11 protein-coding genes, 2 tRNA genes and 2 rRNA genes (1 of these 15 cut by a window edge) are annotated in these 17,624 nt (G+C 66.7%); 13 read left to right on the forward strand and 2 right to left on the reverse strand.

From position 1 onward, the window contains the following. The 7 genes from ABE487_RS01830 to hemC all read left to right on the forward strand — a co-directional run. Window positions 1-2,823 (forward strand): 23S ribosomal RNA (locus tag ABE487_RS01830) (it extends 56 nt beyond the left edge of the window). Between the two features lie 167 nt (window positions 2,824-2,990). Beyond that, a 5S ribosomal RNA gene (rrf, locus tag ABE487_RS01835) occupies window positions 2,991-3,104 on the forward strand. A gap of 382 nt (window positions 3,105-3,486) precedes the next feature. Continuing rightward, window positions 3,487-3,562, forward strand: a tRNA-Ile gene (locus ABE487_RS01840). 155 nt (window positions 3,563-3,717) lie between these two features. After that, window positions 3,718-5,616: a glucans biosynthesis glucosyltransferase MdoH gene (gene mdoH / locus ABE487_RS01845; protein WP_346447342.1), complete on the forward strand. Its 1,899-nt coding sequence runs from the start codon at window positions 3,718-3,720 to the stop codon at window positions 5,614-5,616. Between the two features lie 60 nt (window positions 5,617-5,676). Beyond that, entirely contained in the window at window positions 5,677-6,357 is a 681-nt protein-coding gene (locus ABE487_RS01850) for an alpha/beta hydrolase (protein ID WP_346441784.1), read from the forward strand. 190 nt (window positions 6,358-6,547) lie between these two features. Continuing rightward, the gene (locus tag ABE487_RS01855; RefSeq protein ID WP_346450728.1) at window positions 6,548-7,273 is read left to right on the forward strand and encodes a LytTR family DNA-binding domain-containing protein; all 726 of its coding nucleotides are present in this window, start codon (window positions 6,548-6,550) and stop codon (window positions 7,271-7,273) included. A gap of 51 nt (window positions 7,274-7,324) precedes the next feature. Then, the gene (hemC, locus tag ABE487_RS01860; RefSeq protein ID WP_346441782.1) at window positions 7,325-8,236 is read left to right on the forward strand and encodes a hydroxymethylbilane synthase; all 912 of its coding nucleotides are present in this window, start codon (window positions 7,325-7,327) and stop codon (window positions 8,234-8,236) included. 27 nt (window positions 8,237-8,263) lie between these two features. Here hemC and ABE487_RS01865 read toward each other — a convergent pair whose 3' ends face one another. Then, complete coding sequence (locus ABE487_RS01865) at window positions 8,264-8,956, reverse strand: DUF481 domain-containing protein (protein WP_346441781.1); 693 nt, start codon at window positions 8,954-8,956, stop codon at window positions 8,264-8,266. Between the two features lie 164 nt (window positions 8,957-9,120). Between ABE487_RS01865 and ABE487_RS01870 the strand changes: the two genes are divergently transcribed. After that, window positions 9,121-10,518, forward strand: a complete 1,398-nt coding sequence (locus ABE487_RS01870; protein ID WP_346447343.1) for an FAD-dependent oxidoreductase — start codon at window positions 9,121-9,123, stop codon at window positions 10,516-10,518. A 15-nt stretch (window positions 10,519-10,533) separates the two neighbouring features. On the opposite strand, the gene ABE487_RS01875 is transcribed toward ABE487_RS01870, so the two are convergent. Beyond that, window positions 10,534-10,968 carry a hypothetical protein gene (locus ABE487_RS01875; protein WP_346447344.1) on the reverse strand — a complete coding sequence of 145 codons (435 nt, stop codon included), beginning with the start codon at window positions 10,966-10,968 and terminating at the stop codon, window positions 10,534-10,536. Between the two features lie 276 nt (window positions 10,969-11,244). Between ABE487_RS01875 and ABE487_RS01880 the strand changes: the two genes are divergently transcribed. The 5 genes from ABE487_RS01880 (at window position 11,245) to ABE487_RS01900 (ending at window position 17,482) form a co-directional block, all read left to right on the forward strand. Then, on the forward strand, window positions 11,245-12,213 hold the full coding sequence (locus ABE487_RS01880; protein ID WP_346450729.1) for a YafY family protein: 969 nt from the start codon (window positions 11,245-11,247) through the stop codon (window positions 12,211-12,213). Window positions 12,214-12,427: 214 nt separating this feature from the next. Further along, entirely contained in the window at window positions 12,428-12,781 is a 354-nt protein-coding gene (locus tag ABE487_RS01885; RefSeq protein WP_346441777.1) for a hypothetical protein, read from the forward strand. Window positions 12,782-12,879: 98 nt separating this feature from the next. After that, the gene (locus tag ABE487_RS01890; RefSeq protein ID WP_346447346.1) at window positions 12,880-15,039 is read left to right on the forward strand and encodes a prolyl oligopeptidase family serine peptidase; all 2,160 of its coding nucleotides are present in this window, start codon (window positions 12,880-12,882) and stop codon (window positions 15,037-15,039) included. Window positions 15,040-15,112: 73 nt separating this feature from the next. Next, window positions 15,113-17,326 carry a S9 family peptidase gene (locus ABE487_RS01895; protein WP_346450730.1) on the forward strand — a complete coding sequence of 738 codons (2,214 nt, stop codon included), beginning with the start codon at window positions 15,113-15,115 and terminating at the stop codon, window positions 17,324-17,326. A 79-nt stretch (window positions 17,327-17,405) separates the two neighbouring features. Continuing rightward, window positions 17,406-17,482, forward strand: a tRNA-Met gene (locus tag ABE487_RS01900). Window positions 17,483-17,624 lie beyond the last annotated feature (142 nt).

A 17,624-nucleotide genomic window follows, 5' to 3' on the forward strand; every position in this document is an offset into this window, starting at 1 on the left:
CGTGGTAGCCTGCGAAAAGTGTCGGGGAGCTGGCAACAAGCTTTGATCCGGCAATGTCCGAATGGGGAAACCCACTGCTTCGGCAGTATCCTGCAGTGAATACATAGCTGCTGGAGGCGAACGCGGTGAACTGAAATATCTAAGTAACCGTAGGAAAAGAAATCAACCGAGATTCCCTGAGTAGTGACGAGCGAACGGGGAACAGCCCAAAAGTCGATTTGGTTCTAGCAAAACGGTCCTGGAAAGACCGGCCATAGAAGGTGATAGCCCTGTATGCGAAAGGGCCATTTCGATGAAATTGAGTAGGGCGGGGCACGAGAAACCCTGTCTGAACATGGGGGGACCATCCTCCAAGGCTAAATACTCCTGACCGACCGATAGTGAACCAGTACCGTGAGGGAAAGGCGAAAAGAACCCCGGAGAGGGGAGTGAAATAGACCCTGAAACCGTGTGCGTACAAGCAGTCGGAGCCCGTAAGGGTGACGGCGTACCTTTTGTATAATGGGTCAGCGACTTATTGTTCGTGGCAAGCTTAACCGTATAGGGGAGGCGAAGGGAAACCGAGTCTGATAAGGGCGCATAGTCGCGGGTAATAGACCCGAAACCGGGTGATCTAGTCATGCCCAGGGTGAAGGTTGAGTAACATCAACTGGAGGCCCGAACCCACTCCCGTTGCAAAGGTAGGGGATGAGGTGTGATTAGGAGTGAAAAGCTAATCGAACCCGGAGATAGCTGGTTCTCCTCGAAAGCTATTTAGGTAGCGCCTCATGTGAATCTTCCTGGGGGTAGAGCACTGTTATGGCTAGGGGGTCATTGCGACTTACCAAACCATTGCAAACTCCGAATACCAGGACAGAATGCATGGGAGACACACGGCGGGTGCTAACGTCCGTCGTGAAAAGGGAAACAACCCAGACCCACAGCTAAGGTCCCAAATTATCACTAAGTGGGAAACGATGTGGAAAGGCACAGACAGCCAGGAGGTTGGCTTAGAAGCAGCCATCCTTTAAAGAAAGCGTAATAGCTCACTGGTCGAGTCGGTCTGCGCGGAAGATTTAACGGGGCTAAGTGATAAACCGAAGCTTGGGGTGCACAACTTGTTGTGCGCGGTAGAGGAGCGTTCCGTAAGCCGTCGAAGGCGGATTGAGAAGTCCGTTGGAGGTATCGGAAGTGCGAATGCTGACATGAGTAACGATAATGAGGGTGAAAAGCCCTCACGCCGAAAGCCCAAGGTTTCCTTGCGCAACGTTAATCGACGCAGGGTGAGTCGGCCCCTAAGGCGAGGCAGAAATGCGTAGTCGATGGGAAGCTGGTTAATATTCCAGCACCTCGCATAAGTGCGATGGGGGGACGGAGAAGGTTAGGTCTACCAGGCGTTGGTTGTCCTGGAGAAAGGCGGTAGGAGTGGGTCTTAGGCAAATCCGGGACCCTTTAACTCCGAGCACCGAGACGAGCTCATTAGAGCGAAGTGACTGATACCACGCTTCCAGGAAAAGCCCCTAAGCTTCAGCTTATGCAGACCGTACCGTAAACCGACACAGGTGGGTAGGAAGAGAATTCTCAGGCGCTTGAGAGAACTCGGGTGAAGGAACTAGGCAACATAGCACCGTAACTTCGGGAGAAGGTGCGCCCTTGATCGTGGCTCGTGCGAGCTAGAGCGATCGAGGGCCGCAGTGACCAGGCCGCTGCGACTGTTTATCAAAAACACAGGACTCTGCAAACACGAAAGTGGACGTATAGGGTCTGACGCCTGCCCGGTGCCGGAAGGTTAATTGATGGGGTCAGCCGCAAGGCGAAGCTCTTGATCGAAGCCCCGGTAAACGGCGGCCGTAACTATAACGGTCCTAAGGTAGCGAAATTCCTTGTCGGGTAAGTTCCGACCTGCACGAATGGCGTAACGATGGCGGCGCTGTCTCCACCCGAGACTCAGTGAAATTGAAATCGCTGTGAAGATGCAGCGTTCCCGTGGCAAGACGGAAAGACCCCGTGAACCTTTACTATAGCTTTACACTGAACGTTGAGTTCGTCTGTGTAGGATAGGTGGGAGGCTATGAAACTGTGGCGCTAGCTGCAGCGGAGCCAACCTTGAAATACCACCCTGTCGTGCTTGACGTTCTAACCTAGGTCCGTTATCCGGATCGGGGACCGTGTATGGTGGGTAGTTTGACTGGGGCGGTCTCCTCCCAAAGAGTAACGGAGGAGCTCGAAGGTACGCTCAGCGCGGTCGGACATCGCGCACTGTGTGCAAAGGCATAAGCGTGCTTGACTGCAAGATCGACGGATCAAGCAGGTAGGAAACTAGGACTTAGTGATCCGGTGGTTCTGTATGGAAGGGCCATCGCTCAACGGATAAAAGGTACTCCGGGGATAACAGGCTGATACCGCCCAAGAGTTCATATCGACGGCGGTGTTTGGCACCTCGATGTCGGCTCATCACATCCTGGGGCTGTAGTCGGTCCCAAGGGTATGGCTGTTCGCCATTTAAAGTGGTACGCGAGCTGGGTTCAGAACGTCGTGAGACAGTTCGGTCCCTATCTGCCATGGGCGTTGGAGATTTGAGAGGGGCTGCTCCTAGTACGAGAGGACCGGAGTGGACGAACCTCTGGTGTTCCGGTTGTCACGCCAGTGGCACTGCCGGGTAGCTATGTTCGGAAGCGATAACCGCTGAAAGCATCTAAGCGGGAAGCGCGCCTCAAGATGAGATCTCCCGGGAGCTTGACTCCCCTGAAGGAACCATCAAGACCAGGTGGTTGATAGGCTGGGTGTGTAAGTACAGCAATGTATTGAGCTAACCAGTACTAATGATCCGTGTGGCTTGACCATATAACCTCAAGTTGCTTCGCAATCCGAAGCATCCTTGGCCCTACGACACGTACAGTCGTCCCAATGTTCGCTACTTCCCAACCTCTGAGAGCGTGAGCGCTGTCGGTCCCAATTCGAGCGGAGCATTCCCTCGAAACATCGACCGACCGGCGACCCTCCACCCTCTCCCTGGTGACAATAGCTGTATGGAACCACCCGATCCCATTCCGAACTCGGAAGTGAAACGTACATGCGCCGATGGTAGTGTGCATCTAGCATGCGAGAGTAGGTCATCGCCAGGGTCTTTACCCAAAACCCCCGCCGGTTATCCGGCGGGGGTTTTTCTTTGCGCGGCTTCGTTGTCTGCCGCGGGCACCGGCCTGACTCACTTCGGAAGGTCCGGTCGCCTGCTTGCTTCGGGCGGGCAGCAGCCCGCCGCCCGGTAGCCGCTCTTCCCTCGGCAAGGCATCCTGCCTTGACTCGGGCGCGCGCTATCCATGGCGCGCTTGACGCAGCCACCGGCCGCCAGGCCGCCACCAGCTACTCGAGAAATCGGTTCAGCGCCGCAGACGGTGCAGTTGCGCCAAGTCCTCCGCCACAGATGCGTCGCGGGGCCAGGCGAGTGCTGCTGAGTTGATATCCGTGGTGTGCACAGAGCCCGGCTTGGTACGATGCGTCCGGCACGGGCCTATAGCTCAATGGTTAGAGCAGAGGACTCATAATCCTTTGGTTCCAGGTTCGAGTCCTGGTGGGCCCACCAGCCAGCGCACCGTTTCGCGAAACCCTTACATCCGCATCGTTACATTGCGGCACTACCTGAATGCGATGCGGCGGAACGATGATGCTCGACCCTGATCGATTGGCGGCAGCTGTGGCGCGCTCCGCCAGCTCCGAGCGCGCCTTGCGGTACAGCGCATGAGCGCGCCTGCACCGCCGGGGATCCGGCCGTCGCCGGCGCCTCTGCCGCCCGAACATCCGATTCCCATGCCGGTGCAGTCGCTGCGCACCGGGCGCTTGGTGTCGCCGAGCCTGCCCAGCGCGCCGCGCGGGATGGGCTGGCGGCGCGCTGCGATCGTGGGAGTGACCGGCGGCCTGACCGTCCTGGCCACCTACCAGATCTGGTGGCTGTTGCGGATCGGCGGCATCGATGTGCTCGAGGGCTTGCTGCTGGCGGTGTTCGTGCCGTTGTTTGCCTGGATCGCGCAGTCGTTCGCCAGTTCGCTGGCGGGTTTTGCGATCGTGCTGCTGCGCCGGCCGGCGCGGCTGGGTATCGATGCCCGGGATCCGTTGCCGGTTCTGGCCTCGCGCACCGCGTTGTTGATGCCGACCTACAACGAACACCCCGAGCGGCTGTTCGCCGGGGTCCAGGCGATCTGCGAATCCCTGGCCGAGACGGGGCAGGGCGATCGGTTCGATCTGTTCGTTCTCAGCGACACCCGCGATGCCGGCATCCACGCACGTGAATTGCAGGCCTTTGCGCGGCTGCGTGCGCTGGATCTGGGCGTCACGCTCTACTACCGGCGCCGGGAAGACAACCGCGAGCGCAAGGCCGGCAACATCGCCGATTGGGTGCGGCGCTGGGGCGGGGGCTATCCGCAGTTCCTGATCCTTGATGCCGACAGCCTGATGACTGGCGACACTCTGGTACGCCTGGTCGGTGCGATGGAGCGTCACGACGATGTCGCGTTGATCCAGACGCTGCCGGTGATCGTCAACGGCACGACGATGTTCGCGCGGATGCAGCAGTTCTCCGGCCGCATGTATGGCCCGGTGATCGCCCAGGGCGTGGCCTGGTGGCACGGCGCGGAAAGCAATTACTGGGGCCACAACGCGATGATCCGCAGCGCCGCGTTCGCCGCCCATGGCGGTCTGCCCGAGCTCCATGGCACCACCCCTTTCCGCGGCACCGTGCTCAGCCACGATTTCGTCGAGGCGGCGCTGTTGCGTCGCGGCGGTTGGGCCTTGCACATGGTGCCGACGCTCGAGGGCAGCTACGAGGAAGGGCCGCCGACGCTGACCGACATGCTGATCCGCGATCGCCGCTGGTGCCAGGGCAACCTGCAGCACGGCGGCGTGCTGCCGGCGCGCGGCCTGCACTGGGTCAACCGCTGGCACATGCTGATCGGCATCGGCCACTATTTGACCGCACCGCTGTGGGCAATGCTGATCCTGGTCGGGCTTGCAGTGCCGCTGCAGCACGGCATGCCCGGCGAAGGCGGCTTCTCGGCCGCAGGCTACTGGATGGCGATCGACGACGGCCGCTTCCTGGGCGTGTTCGTGCTGACGATGGTGTTGTTGTTCGCGCCGAAGATCTTCGGCTACGTCGCCACCTTGAGCGATGCGCGCATGCGCCGTGGCTGCGGCGGGGCCGTGCGCGGGTTCGTCAGCCTGCTGATCGAGAACGTGCTGGCAGCGCTGATGGCGCCGGTCACGATGTACGTGCAGTCGCGCGGCGTGGCCGAGGTGCTGGCAGGGCGCGATTCGGGCTGGGACGCCCAGCAGCGCGACGATGGGCGGCAAACTTACGGCGAGCTGTGGCGCAGCTACCGCGGGACCACGGTCCTCGGTGTCGGCATGGGGATCGTCGCCTGGTGGATATCGCCGGGGCTGGCGCTGTGGATGTCGCCGATGATCATCGGCCTGGCCGGCTCGATTCCGATCGTGCGGTTGACCTCGTCGCGGCGAATCGGTCTGGCGATGCGCCGGGCGCGCCTGTTCGCCACGCCCGAAGAGGCGGCGCCGCCGCGCGTGCTGCTGCGTGCCAGCGAACTGCGGGCGCAGGCCGAGGCGCCGGTGGCGTCGCGCGCGGATTGACGCGATGCCGCCTGCGGGACCAGCGCTTACACTGACAGGCGGTCCCACGACGACATTCCAATGAACGACGACACCGCATTGCTCGACTGCATCGAACGCGAGACCGGGCCTGCGCCTGCGTGGAGCGTGATCTGGTTGCACGGCCTGGGCGCCGACGGCAACGACTTCGCGCCCATCGTGCCCGAGCTCGTCCGCCCCGACTGGCCGGCCCTGCGTTTCGTGTTTCCCAACGCGCCGGTGCGCCCGGTGACGATCAACAACGGCGTGCGCATGCGGGCCTGGTACGACATCGTCGATATCGACCTGGACAATCGCGCCGACGAGGCCGGTGTGCAGGCGTCGGTGGCCCAGGTCGACGCGCTGATCGCTCGCGAGGCCGAGCGCGGTGTCCCGCCGGCGCGAGTGATCCTGGCCGGCTTTTCGCAGGGCGGCGCGATCACGCTCGCGGCGGGGCTGCGCCGCGGCGTTCCGCTCGGCGGGCTGGTCGGGCTGTCGACCTACCTGCCTGCCGCCGCCACTGCGCACGATGCCCTGGTCAAGGGCGCGGTCGCGCAGCCGGTGTTCATGGCGCACGGCACGCAGGACCCGGTGGTCCCGGCGATCGCCGGGCAGCAGAGCGCCGCGCTGCTGCGCCAGTTCGGCTTCGATGTGCAGTGGCAGACCTATCCGATGCCGCACTCGGTGTGCGCCGAAGAGATCGCCGATCTGGGCGACTGGCTGGGCGCGCGGTTCGCCGGCTGACAGCGGCATCGCCGCATGTGCGGCGGGCGTGGCGCGGGATGCAACGCGATCGGCCTTGCCGTGGCAGGGCGCCTGCAGCGCCGTCAGCGTCCCGCGCACCGGCCCGCTGGCATGCGGATGCCCGTCGGGGCACCATCGCAAGGGCGGGTCGGTGGACCCGGGCACGGTGCCTTGAGGAGAGCGGAAGACCATGAAGGTCGTGATCGCTGACGACGAGCCGCTTGCCCGCGAGCGGCTGCGGACATTGTTGATGCAGGTGCCGGGCGTCGAGGTCGTCGCCGAAGTCGGCGATGGCCGCGCGGCGCTGGACGCCTGCGCGGCACATGCGCCGGCGCTGGTGTTGCTCGACATCGCGATGCCGGGCATCGATGGACTGGAAGCGGCCCGGCATCTCAATACCTTCGAGCCGCGCCCGGCGATCGTGTTCTGCACCGCTTACGACGCCCATGCACTCAAGGCGTTCGAAGCGGCCGCGGTGGATTACCTGGTCAAGCCGGTGCGCGCCGAGCGTCTACAGGCGGCGGTCGAGCGCGCGCGCGCGTTCGTTGCGGGGCGGCAGGCCGCATCGGTCGTCGCCGACCGCCAGCGCAACCACCTGTGTGCCAGGCTGCGCGGCAGCCTCCGGCTGATTCCAGTCGAGGACATCCGCTATCTGCAGGCCGAGGAGAAGTACGTCGTGGTGCATCACGCGCGCGGCGAGGATCTGGTCGAGGAATCGCTCAAGTCGCTCGAAGAGGAGTTCGGCGACCGCTTCGTGCGCATCCACCGCAATTGCCTCGTCGCGCGGAACGAACTGCTGGAACTGCGCCGCGATGCCGAGGGCCACGTCCATGCCGTGCTGCGCCATGCCGAGCGCACGCTCGAGGTCAGCCGGCGCTGTGTGTCGCAGCTGCGCGACGCGGTGCGCCAGCTCTAGCCATCGCTGCGCGGTTCGCGTCCCGGTGCCGGGATCGTCGATAATGGCTGGATGGAACGACTGCGTATCGCCACCCGCAAGAGCCCGCTCGCGTTGTGGCAGAGCGAACACGTCGCCGCGGCCCTGCGCGCGCGCCATCCCGGCCTCGAGGTCGAACTGGTGCCGTTGAGCACGCGCGGTGACGAGGTGCTCGACCGGTCGCTCGCCGCGATCGGGGGCAAGGGCCTGTTCCTCAAGGAGCTGGAGATCGCGATGCAGGCCGGCGATGCCGACTGCGCCGTACATTCGCTCAAGGACGTGCCGATGGAACTCGAGCCGGGGTTCGCGCTGCCGGCAATCCTGGCGCGCGCCGACCATGCCGATGCCTTCGTCAGCAACACGTTTGCATCGATCGACGCCTTGCCCGAGGGCGCGCGCGTGGGCACCTCGTCGCTGCGGCGCCAGGCGCAGCTGCGGGCGCGTCGCCCAGACCTGGAGATCCTGGACCTGCGCGGCAACGTCAACACCCGGCTGGCCAAACTCGACAGCGGACAGTACGACGCGATCGTGCTGGCGTGCGCCGGGCTGCAGAGGCTCGGCCTGGACACCCGCATCCGTGCACGCCTGGATGCGCCCGACTGGCTACCCGCACCGGCCCAGGGCGCGATCGCGATCGAATGCCGCGACGACACGCCGCAACTGCAGGCCCTGGTGGCCGCGCTCGACCATGGCCCCACGCGCCGCTGCGTCGAGGCCGAGCGCGCGATGAACCGCGCTTTGCATGGCAGCTGCCACGTCCCGGTCGCCGCGTTCGCGCGGCTGGACGGCGGGCGGATCCTGCTCGACGGGCTGGTCGGGTCGGCCATCGACGGCCGCGCGGTCCGCGCCGGCGGCGAGGCGCCGGAAGGCGAGGGCGAGGCGCTGGGGTCGGCGGTGGCCGCCCGCCTGCTCGAAGGCGGCGCCGGCGCGTTCCTGCCCGGTTGAGGGCGGCATGACCGCGTAGGCCGTCGGTCAGAACTGGTACTGCACCTTCAGCGAGCTTTCTGTGTTGGTACTGCCGCGGCCGCCGTTGCCCAGGGTGTCGTGGCGCAGCTCGAAGTCCGAGCGCAGCGTCCACTGCGGAAATAGCTCGTAGTCGAACGCCAGCCGCTGCCGCACGAAGGTGTTCTCGCGCCCGGTCTCGACCTGCACCTGCTGGGTGAACGACGCGCGGCGGCCGAGTTCCTGCGACAACTGGACCTGGCCCCGGGCGACCGGCCCAGGTACCGCGGTACCGAAATCGGTGTATGGCTCGATGCGCACGCCGGTGCCGAACTCCAACCGCAGCGAGGTCTCGGGGCTGCGGATCGCCTCGATCCCGTAGCTGGTGTCCCACTTCACATGGTTGCCGCCGGAACGGAAGCTGTCGCGTTGCGCGAATGGCGAGTACAGCGCGATCGCCGGACGGTCGGGCAGGCGGATGACAGGGGGCGCGACGGACTTGGGGCGCACGCCGGGTGCACGCGGGGCCCAGATCCGGCGCCGCGCTGCACTTGCGGTCCATTCCGCATCGGTGCACTTGAGCCGGAAGCACGGCCGACGCAACGGCACCTGGCGCGTCGCCACGGCGAGCACGGCCGGTTGCTCCGGCGCGGCCGGGAGCGGTTGTGTGTAGATCGGCAGGCCTGCAAAAGCCAGCCACCAGCCAGCGAGCATGACAGCCATTCATGAAATCGATTACAGCCGATTATGCCGAGCGCATCCGATCCTTCCAACCCGAAGGGCCATCGATTGGCGTGCCGGGTTCAGCTATCGGTTCGCAGTCCGGGGCGGCCGAGCGGCGGATCGGGACGCGCGATAATGCCTGGTCCGCGTCCAAGGATTTCGCCGTGCCCCAGTCTGCTCCTCCCGATGTCGACGTCGCCGTGATCGGTGGCGGCGCGGCCGGCGCCCTGGTGGCGCTGCACCTGCTCGCGGCCCCGGGCCTGCGCGTGGCGCTGGTCGAGCCGCGTCCGCGCCTGGCCGAGGGGGTGGCGTACTCGACGCCGCGTTTCGAGCACCTGCTCAATGTGAATGCTGCGCGGATGAGCGCATTCGACGATCGGCCGGACGACTTCCTGGCGTTCTTGCGCGAGGCGCCAGCCGCGGCGGCACGCCCGGCCGAGACGTTGCCGGCAACGTTCGCACCGCGCCGCGTGTACGGCGATTACCTGCAGGCGCGGTTGGCAGGCTGCGCGCAGGCCGGCACGCTGCTGCACCTGGCCGAGACCGTCGACGCGGTGCGGCCGGCCGCGTCCGGCTTTGCACTGCGCACCGACGCAGACACCGCGCTGCGCGCGCGGGCGGTGGTGCTGGCGACGGGCGGGGTGCCGGCCGCGCTGCCGGTATCCGGCGCGAGTGCGGCCGCGCCCGGCACGATCGACGCCTGGCACTACGCGGCGGTCGCTGCGATCGCGCCGGAGGCCGACGTCGCGATCGTGGGTGCGGGCCTGAGCATGGTCGACGTGCTGTTGACGCTGCATGCCAACGGGCATCGCGGGCGGATCGTCGCGATCTCGCGCCATGGGCTGATGCCGCTGGCCCACGCGCCCGGAACGGTGCCGCAGGCCGGCGGCGTCGAGCCGCTGCTGCCGCTGGGCGCGCGCGCGCGCATGCGCCTGTTGCGGCAATGGGCTGCCCAGGCGCAGGCCGAGGGTCGGCCGTGGCAGGACGCGCTCGAGCGGCTGCGCCCGCAGGTGCAGGCGCTGTGGCAGGCTTGGCCGCCGGCCGAGCAGGCCCGCTTCTTGCGCCACGGCGTGCGTCACTGGGACATCCACCGGCATCGCATCGCGCCCGAGGCGGCTGCAGTAGTCGACACGATGCGCCGCGATGGCCGCTTCTCGCTGCATGCCGGCCGGGTGACGGCGGTTGCGGCGCGTGATGACGGGCGGTGGCAGCTCGACTGGCGTCGCCGTCGGCGTAGCGACGGCGAACGCCTCGTGGTCGATCGCGTCGTCAACGCCACTGGACTGGAGAAGCGACCGACGCAGGTGCCCGGCACCCTGCCCGCAGCGCTATACGCGCAGGGGATCGCACGGCCCGGGCCGCATGGCATGGGCATCGACACCGACGATGTCGGTGGTGTGCGCGACCGCTCGGGCGCGACGGTGCCGGGGCTGTGGACGTTGGGGATCCCGCGGATCGGCACGCTGTGGGAAAGCATCGCGATGCCCGAGTTGCGCGGCCAGGCCGCACGCGTCGCCGCCGCGGCGCTCGCCCACGTGCGCGAGGTCGGCGCGCGCGACTGAGTCGCGCGCGTCCCGCTACAGGCAGTCGCGCTGCAGCCGGTGCAGTTCCTCCTCCGCCAACGCCCGCCCGGCGCCGAGGTCGGCATTGGCGAGATTGCGGCGGATCTGCGGGCAAGGATCGGTCGGCCCGCCGCCGAACACCAGGGCGCCGATGCCCTCGACCACGTCCTGCGCCGAGATCGGCGCGCGCATCGCGAACGCGCCATCGGGACGCGGCGGCGCACGATGGCGCAGTGGGTCGGGGATGAAATCGACCGGTGCGGTCTGGGCGCGTGCCCACGCCCTGGCCTGGGCGTGTAGCGGTGTCGCCGGTGCGGGGGCGTCGGCGGGGGCGGCCGGCGCGATCTCGACCGCAGTCAGGCTGGACCGTGGTGTCGCTGTGGTCGATGGCCCGGAACGCACCAGCGGCGCCTGCGCCGCGCCGGACACAGGCGCTGGGACGACAGACACGGCAGGTGGCACGGGGTCGACCCAGATCACTTGGAGCCGGCGGTCGTCTGTGCGAGGTTTGCGTGGCTCGACAGACCCGGACAGCAGCCAGGCCAGGACCGCCAGGTGGCAGGCGAGCGTGAGTCCTGCGGCGATCCCGCCGGTGCGCTCGCGTCTTGGGGGCGTCATGTCGGGCCGTCTCCTGATCCGCGCGCGAGTCTAGGACCGACCCGTTAGCGAGTGGTTATCCGGCGCGCCATCGCGCCGCGGGCCTCGACGACGGGCCATAATCGGCCCATGGACCGATACGAACGCATCCTCTCGCTGCACCGCATCCTCAAGACCTCGCGCTACCCGGTCACGGTGGCCAGGCTGCAGGACGAACTGGAATGCTCGCGCGCCACCGTCTATCGCGACCTGGCGTTTCTGCGCGACGCATTGATGGCGCCTGTCGTGGGCGATGGCGACGCAGGCTTTCGCTACGACAGCGCTGAGGGCGATCGCTTCGAGTTGCCGGGGCTGTGGCTGAGCTCGGGCGAACTGCATGCGTTGCTCGCCGCCCAGCAACTGCTCTCGCGCAGCGGCGGCGGGGTGCTGTCGAGCGCGCTGGCGCCGCTGCAGTCGCGGATCGAGAAGCTGCTCGACGAACACTCGGCCGGCAAGCAGTGGCCTGTGCAGCGGGTGCGCGTGGTGCCACATCGCGGCCGACGCATGGACGAGCATGCCTTCCGCAACGTCTGCTCGGCGGTGCTCGAGCGTCGGCAGCTCGCGTTCGAGTACCGCGCCCGCTCGACCGACGAGCGCACCCGCCGCACAGTCTCCCCGCAGCGCATCACTCACTACCGCGATAACTGGTATCTCGATGCCTGGGACCACGACCGCGACGCGTTGCGCAGCTTCTCGGTCGATCGCATCACCAATGCGCGCATGCTGTCCGGGCAGGCGCGCGACATCGAGGATGCCGAGCTCGACACCCACCTGGCGGGCAGCTACGGCATCTTCTCCGGGCCGCCCAAGGGCGTGGCGACGATCCTGTTCGAGGCCCGTGCCGCGCGCTGGGTTGCCGACGAGCACTGGCATTCGCAGCAGCAGGGCCGGTTCCTGCCCGATGGCCGCTATGAGCTCAAGGTGCCCTACAGCAATGCGCGCGAGTTGTTGATGGATGTGCTGCATTACGGCGCCGATGCGCAGATCGCCGAGCCCGTCGCGCTGCGCGAGCAGGCCCGCTCGCTGCTGGAACTGGCGCTGTCGAAGTACGAGCGCTGATCGGCGCGGTTCGCACGATCAGCGCTGCGCCCCGGCGTGCGCCCGCCGCATGCTGGCGGCAGTCAGGCTGCCGTTCTACCGGAGGGCGGCACTGCACGGCGCAAGGGCAGGACGCGATGTCCCGTGGCCATCGGTTGCGATGTCGCAATCCATGAGATGGCCGCGACCCAGACTCTCCGCACGGCCCGATCCGGGCGCTGGGAGCTCTGCCGCCATGTCGAATGTCTTCGAACCGCCTGCCTCCGATCCCCGTGCCCTTCTCGGCGCCGGCCTGCTCGGCCTGCTGTTCCTGGGCAGTGTCGCGCTGCTGTCGTTTCCCGGGCTGCGCAGCGGCGTCGCCGTGGTCGGCTGGCCGCCGCTGTGGCTGGTCGGCATGCCCGCGGCCGCCTGGCTCACCTGGTGCGTGCTTCGCCTGCCGCGCCGCCGCAAGCTGGCCTCGTCAGCGGTCTTGCGGCGGCGTCGGCCAGGCCTTGCCCAGGCGGCACGCCGTCCCGCGCCGCGCCGCCGGCCGGCCACACCGCTGCGTGCCGCGCTCGCGGCGGCGGGCTGGTTGCCGTTGGGCCGCTGAGGCCGTGTGCCCGAAAGGGATGACTTTGGTCATGCGGCGGCTGCCGATGCCCGTGCTAGCGTTGGCGGTTACTTAGATCCCCGCCCGCCGGAGGCGCCATGTCCCCGTTGTCCAAGCTCTGCCTCGCCGCCGGGATCTCCGCCGGCCTCGCGATGGGCGCCGCATCCGCCCAGGAGCCTGCCGTGAACGATCCCTACCAGTGGCTCGAAGCCGTTACCGACGACAAGGCGCTCGACTGGGTCCGCACCCAGAACGCCAAGGCCGAAGCCGAACTGGCCGCCACACCCGAGTTCAAGCAGCTCGAGTCCGACCTGTTGGCGATCTACGATTCCGACGACAAGATCCCGGTCGCCTACAAGCAGGGCGAGTGGTACTACAACTTCTGGCGCGACCGGAACCACGAGCGCGGCATCTGGCGCCGCACCACGCTCGAGGAGTACCGCAAGCCGCAGCCGAAGTGGGAGACCGTGCTCGATCTGGACGCGCTCAACAAGGCCGAGGGCGAGAACTGGGTCTGGCACGGCGCCAGTTGCCTGCGTCCGGCCTACACCCGCTGCCTGATCGCACTCTCGCGCGGCGGCGCCGACGCGGACGTGACGCGCGAGTTCGACGTGTCCACCAAGTCGTGGGTCGACGGCGGCTTCTTCCGCGAGGAAGCCAAGGGCGGCCTGGGCTGGATCGACCAGGACAACGTCTACGTCTATACCGATTTCGGCGACGGCTCGCTGACGTCCTCGGGCTACCCGCGCATCGTCAAGCAGCTGGCGCGCGGCCAGTCGATGGACCAGGCCACGCTGGTCTACGAGGGCAAGCCGGACGACATGTACATCGCGGCGATGCGCGACGACACGCCTGGCTTCGAACGCGACTTCGTCAGCCGCACCCTGGCGTTCTACAACGATGAGCTCTACCTGCGCGGCGCCGACGATGCACATCGATGTGCGAGTGGTGCGGGCGCAGGATGCGCAGGCGCGTCCGGTCAGCTGACCAAGGTCGACGCGCCGAACTCGGCGAACAAGTCGGTCCATCGCGATTGGCTGATGCTGGAACTGCGCGAGGCCTGGAACGTCGGCGGTCATGCGTACCCGGCCGGTTCGCTGCTGGTGACGAAGTTCGACGACTTCATGGCCGGCAAGCGCGAGTTCGAAGCACTGTTCGAGCCGACCCAGACCACCTCGCTGGCCGGCGCGACCTGGACCAAGAATCACCTCGTGCTCAACGTGCTCGAGGACGTCAAGAACCGGCTCACCGTGCTGACCCCGGGCGCCGACGGCTGGGCGCGCAGCGCACTGGCCGGGGTGCCCGAACTGGGCACGGTCGCGGTCACCGCGGTCGACAGCGACGAATCGGATGCGGTGTGGATGACGGTGACCGACTACCTCACGCCGAGCACGCTGATGCTCGCCGAGGTCGGCAGCGGCCGGGCGCCGGACACGCTGAAGACGATGCCGGCGTTCTTCGACGCGTCCACGCACGAAGTCGAGCAGCATTTCGCCACGTCCAAGGACGGCACTCGCGTGCCGTACTTCCTGGTGCGCCCGAAGGACATGGCGCTCGACGGCAGCAACCCGACGCTGCTCTACGGCTATGGCGGCTTCGAGATCTCGCTCACCCCCGGCTACTCGGGCGGCGTGGGCAAGGGCTGGCTGGAGAAGGGCGGGGTGTACGCGGTCGCCAACATCCGCGGCGGCGGCGAATACGGCCCGCGCTGGCATCAGGCCGCGCTCAAGCAGAACCGCCACAAGGCCTACGAGGACTTCGCGGCCGTCGCGCAGGACATGATCGCCCGCAAGATCACCTCGCCGGCGCATCTGGGCATCCGCGGCGGCAGCAACGGCGGCCTGCTCACCGGCAACATGCTCACTCAGTATCCCGAGCTGTTCGGCGCGGTCGTGATCCAGGTGCCGCTGCTCGACATGCAGCGCTATCACCAGCTGCTCGCCGGTGCATCCTGGATGGCCGAGTACGGCAATCCGGACAAGCCCGAAGAGTGGGAATTCATCCGCACCTTCTCGCCGTATCACCTGTTCGATCCGGCCAAGGATTATCCGCCGACGCTGATCCTGACCTCCACGCGCGACGACCGCGTGCACCCCGGCCACGCCCGCAAGATGATGGCCAGGATGTCGGAGGCCGGGAAGGACGTGCGCTACTACGAGAACATCGAGGGCGGCCATGGCGGCGCGGCGAACAACCGCCAGCAGGCCCACATGGATGCGCTCTACCTGACGTTCCTGTGGCAGCAACTGGGCAAGTGATGCCATCGCGCACCGGCCGCCTTCGCGGCCGGTGTTCTTTCTGACGTTGCATCGGCAGCGAGTGGACCCACCTATGAAGACATCTTTCCCCCGCGCGGCCACGTTGCTGGCCGCGCCGATCCTGACGAGTCTGAGCCTGATGAGCGCTTCTCCCGCCACCCACGCCGCCGAGCCGGCCCCACCCGACGCCGAGCAGCGCCCGCATACCGTCAAGGCACCGCACGGCGCGACCCGCGAGGATGTCTACTACTGGCTGCGCGACGACAAGCGCGAGGACCCGGCGATGCTGGCGTATCTCAACGCCGAGAACGCCTATGCCGACACGGTGCTCGCGCCGCTCAAGCCGCTCGAGGACCGTCTCTATGACGAGATCGTCGGCCGGATCCAGCAGGACGACAGCTCGGTGCCGTACCGCGATCGCGGCTTCTGGTATTACGCGCGCTTCGAGACCGGCAAGGATTACCCGGTCCATGCCCGCCGCGCGGACGGTCCCGGAATCGATGCACTGTCGATCCAGGCCGCGAACGCCAAGGGCGACTTCGCCGGCGAGCAGGTGATGCTCGACGTCAACCAGCTCGCCGAGGGCAAGGATTACTACGCGGTCGGGGACTGGGACGTGACCCGTGACAACCGCATCCTGGCCTATGCCGACGATACCAACGGCCGGCGCCAGTACACGGTGCGCTTCAAGAACCTGGAGACCGGCGAGGTCTACCCCGAGACCATTCCCGGCGTGTCGGCGAACCTGGTCTGGGCCGACGACGGCAAGACCCTGTTCTACGTCGAGAACGATCCCGAGACCCTGCTCACTGTGCGCGTGAAGAAGCACGTGCTCGGCACGCCGGTCGCCGACGACGTGCTGGTCTACGAGGAGAAGGATGACAGCTTCTACATGGGCATCGATCGCACGCGCGACGACCGCTTCATCGTCATCGGCCTGGGCAGCACCGTGTCGAGCGAACTGCGCTATGCCCCGGCCGACAATCCCGAGACGTTCACCGTGCTCGCTCCGCGCGCGCGCGACGTCGAGTACGACGCCGACCACCACGGTGACCGCTGGGTGATCCGCACCAATGCGGACAAGGCGACGAACTTCAAGCTCGTCACCGCGCCCAGCGATGCGACCTCGCGTCAGCAGTGGACCGATCTGGTACCGCACCGCGACGACGTCTATATCGAAGGCTACGAACTGTTCGACGGCTTCACCGCCATCGAAGAGCGCGCGCAGGCGCTGACCCGCGTGCGTGTGCTCAAGGCCGATGGCAGCGACACGTTCGTGCAGGCCGACGAGCCCGCCTACGCGATGGGCCTGTCGATCAATTCCGAGCCCGACACCGACTGGCTGCGCTACAGCTACACCTCGCTGACCACGCCGGCGACGACGTTCGAGGTCAATACGCGCACCGGCGAGCGCCGCCAGCTCAAGCAGCAGGCGGTGATCGGTTACGACCCGGCCAACTACGTCACCGAGCGGGTGTGGACGACCGCGCGCGACGGCCAGCGCGTGCCGGTGTCGCTGGTCTACCGCAAGGGGTTCGCGAAGGACGGCACGGCGGCGATGCTGCAGTATGGCTACGGCAGTTACGGCGCATCGATGGATCCGGGCTTCAGCGTGACCAACGTCAGCCTGCTCGACCGCGGCATGGTCTATGCGATCGCGCACATCCGCGGCGGCGAGGAAATGGGCCGCGCCTGGTACGACGACGGCAAGCTGCTCAACAAGGTCAACACCTTCACCGATTTCATCGACGTCACCGACGACCTGGTCAAGCGCGGCTACGCTGCGCCCGATCGCGTCGCCGCCTACGGCGGCAGCGCCGGCGGGCTGCTGATGGGCGCGATCTCGAACATGGCGCCCGAGAAGTACCGGGTGATCCTGTCGCAGGTGCCGTTCGTCGACGTGGTCACGACGATGCTCGACCCGAGCATCCCGCTGACCACCAACGAGTACGACGAATGGGGCAACCCGGAAGACAAGCGCTACTACGACTACATCCTCGGCTACTCGCCCTACGACAACCTGCAAGCCAAGGCCTACCCGGCGATGTTCGTCGGCACCGGGCTGTGGGACTCGCAGGTGCAGTACTGGGAGCCGGCGAAGTACGTGGCGCGGTTGCGCGACGTCAACACCAGCACGCATCCGGTGGTGTTCCGCACCAACATGGAAGCCGGCCACGGCGGCAAGTCGGGACGTTTCCGTCGCTACCGCGAATCGGCCGAGATGTACGCGTTCATGCTCGACCAGTTGGGCCTGCGCGAGACTCCGGCGGCAGCGACCGCCCGCTGAGCGAGGGCGGTGGCCCGTTGACGCGGGCCGCCGCGCGTTGCAGAATGCGCGGCTCGTCGCGAACGCGACGGCGCCCGATGGCTATGTAGCTCAGCCGGTTAGAGCACAGCACTCATAATGCTGGGGTCGGTGGTTCGAGTCCACCCATAGCCACCATCGGGGCTTCCTCGAGAACCCGCCGCCCGGCGGGTTTTTGCTGTCTGCGGTCTGCCTGCCATCGCGCCCGGCACCGGCGCACGGTCGCGTACCTGGGTCCTTCGTCTGTGGCGCCATGCGAGCCTGCGTTCGCGCCTGGGAG

This window comes from Luteimonas sp. TWI596, from assembly GCF_039674105.1.
In the GTDB taxonomy this organism is placed as follows: Bacteria; Pseudomonadota; Gammaproteobacteria; order Xanthomonadales; family Xanthomonadaceae; genus Luteimonas.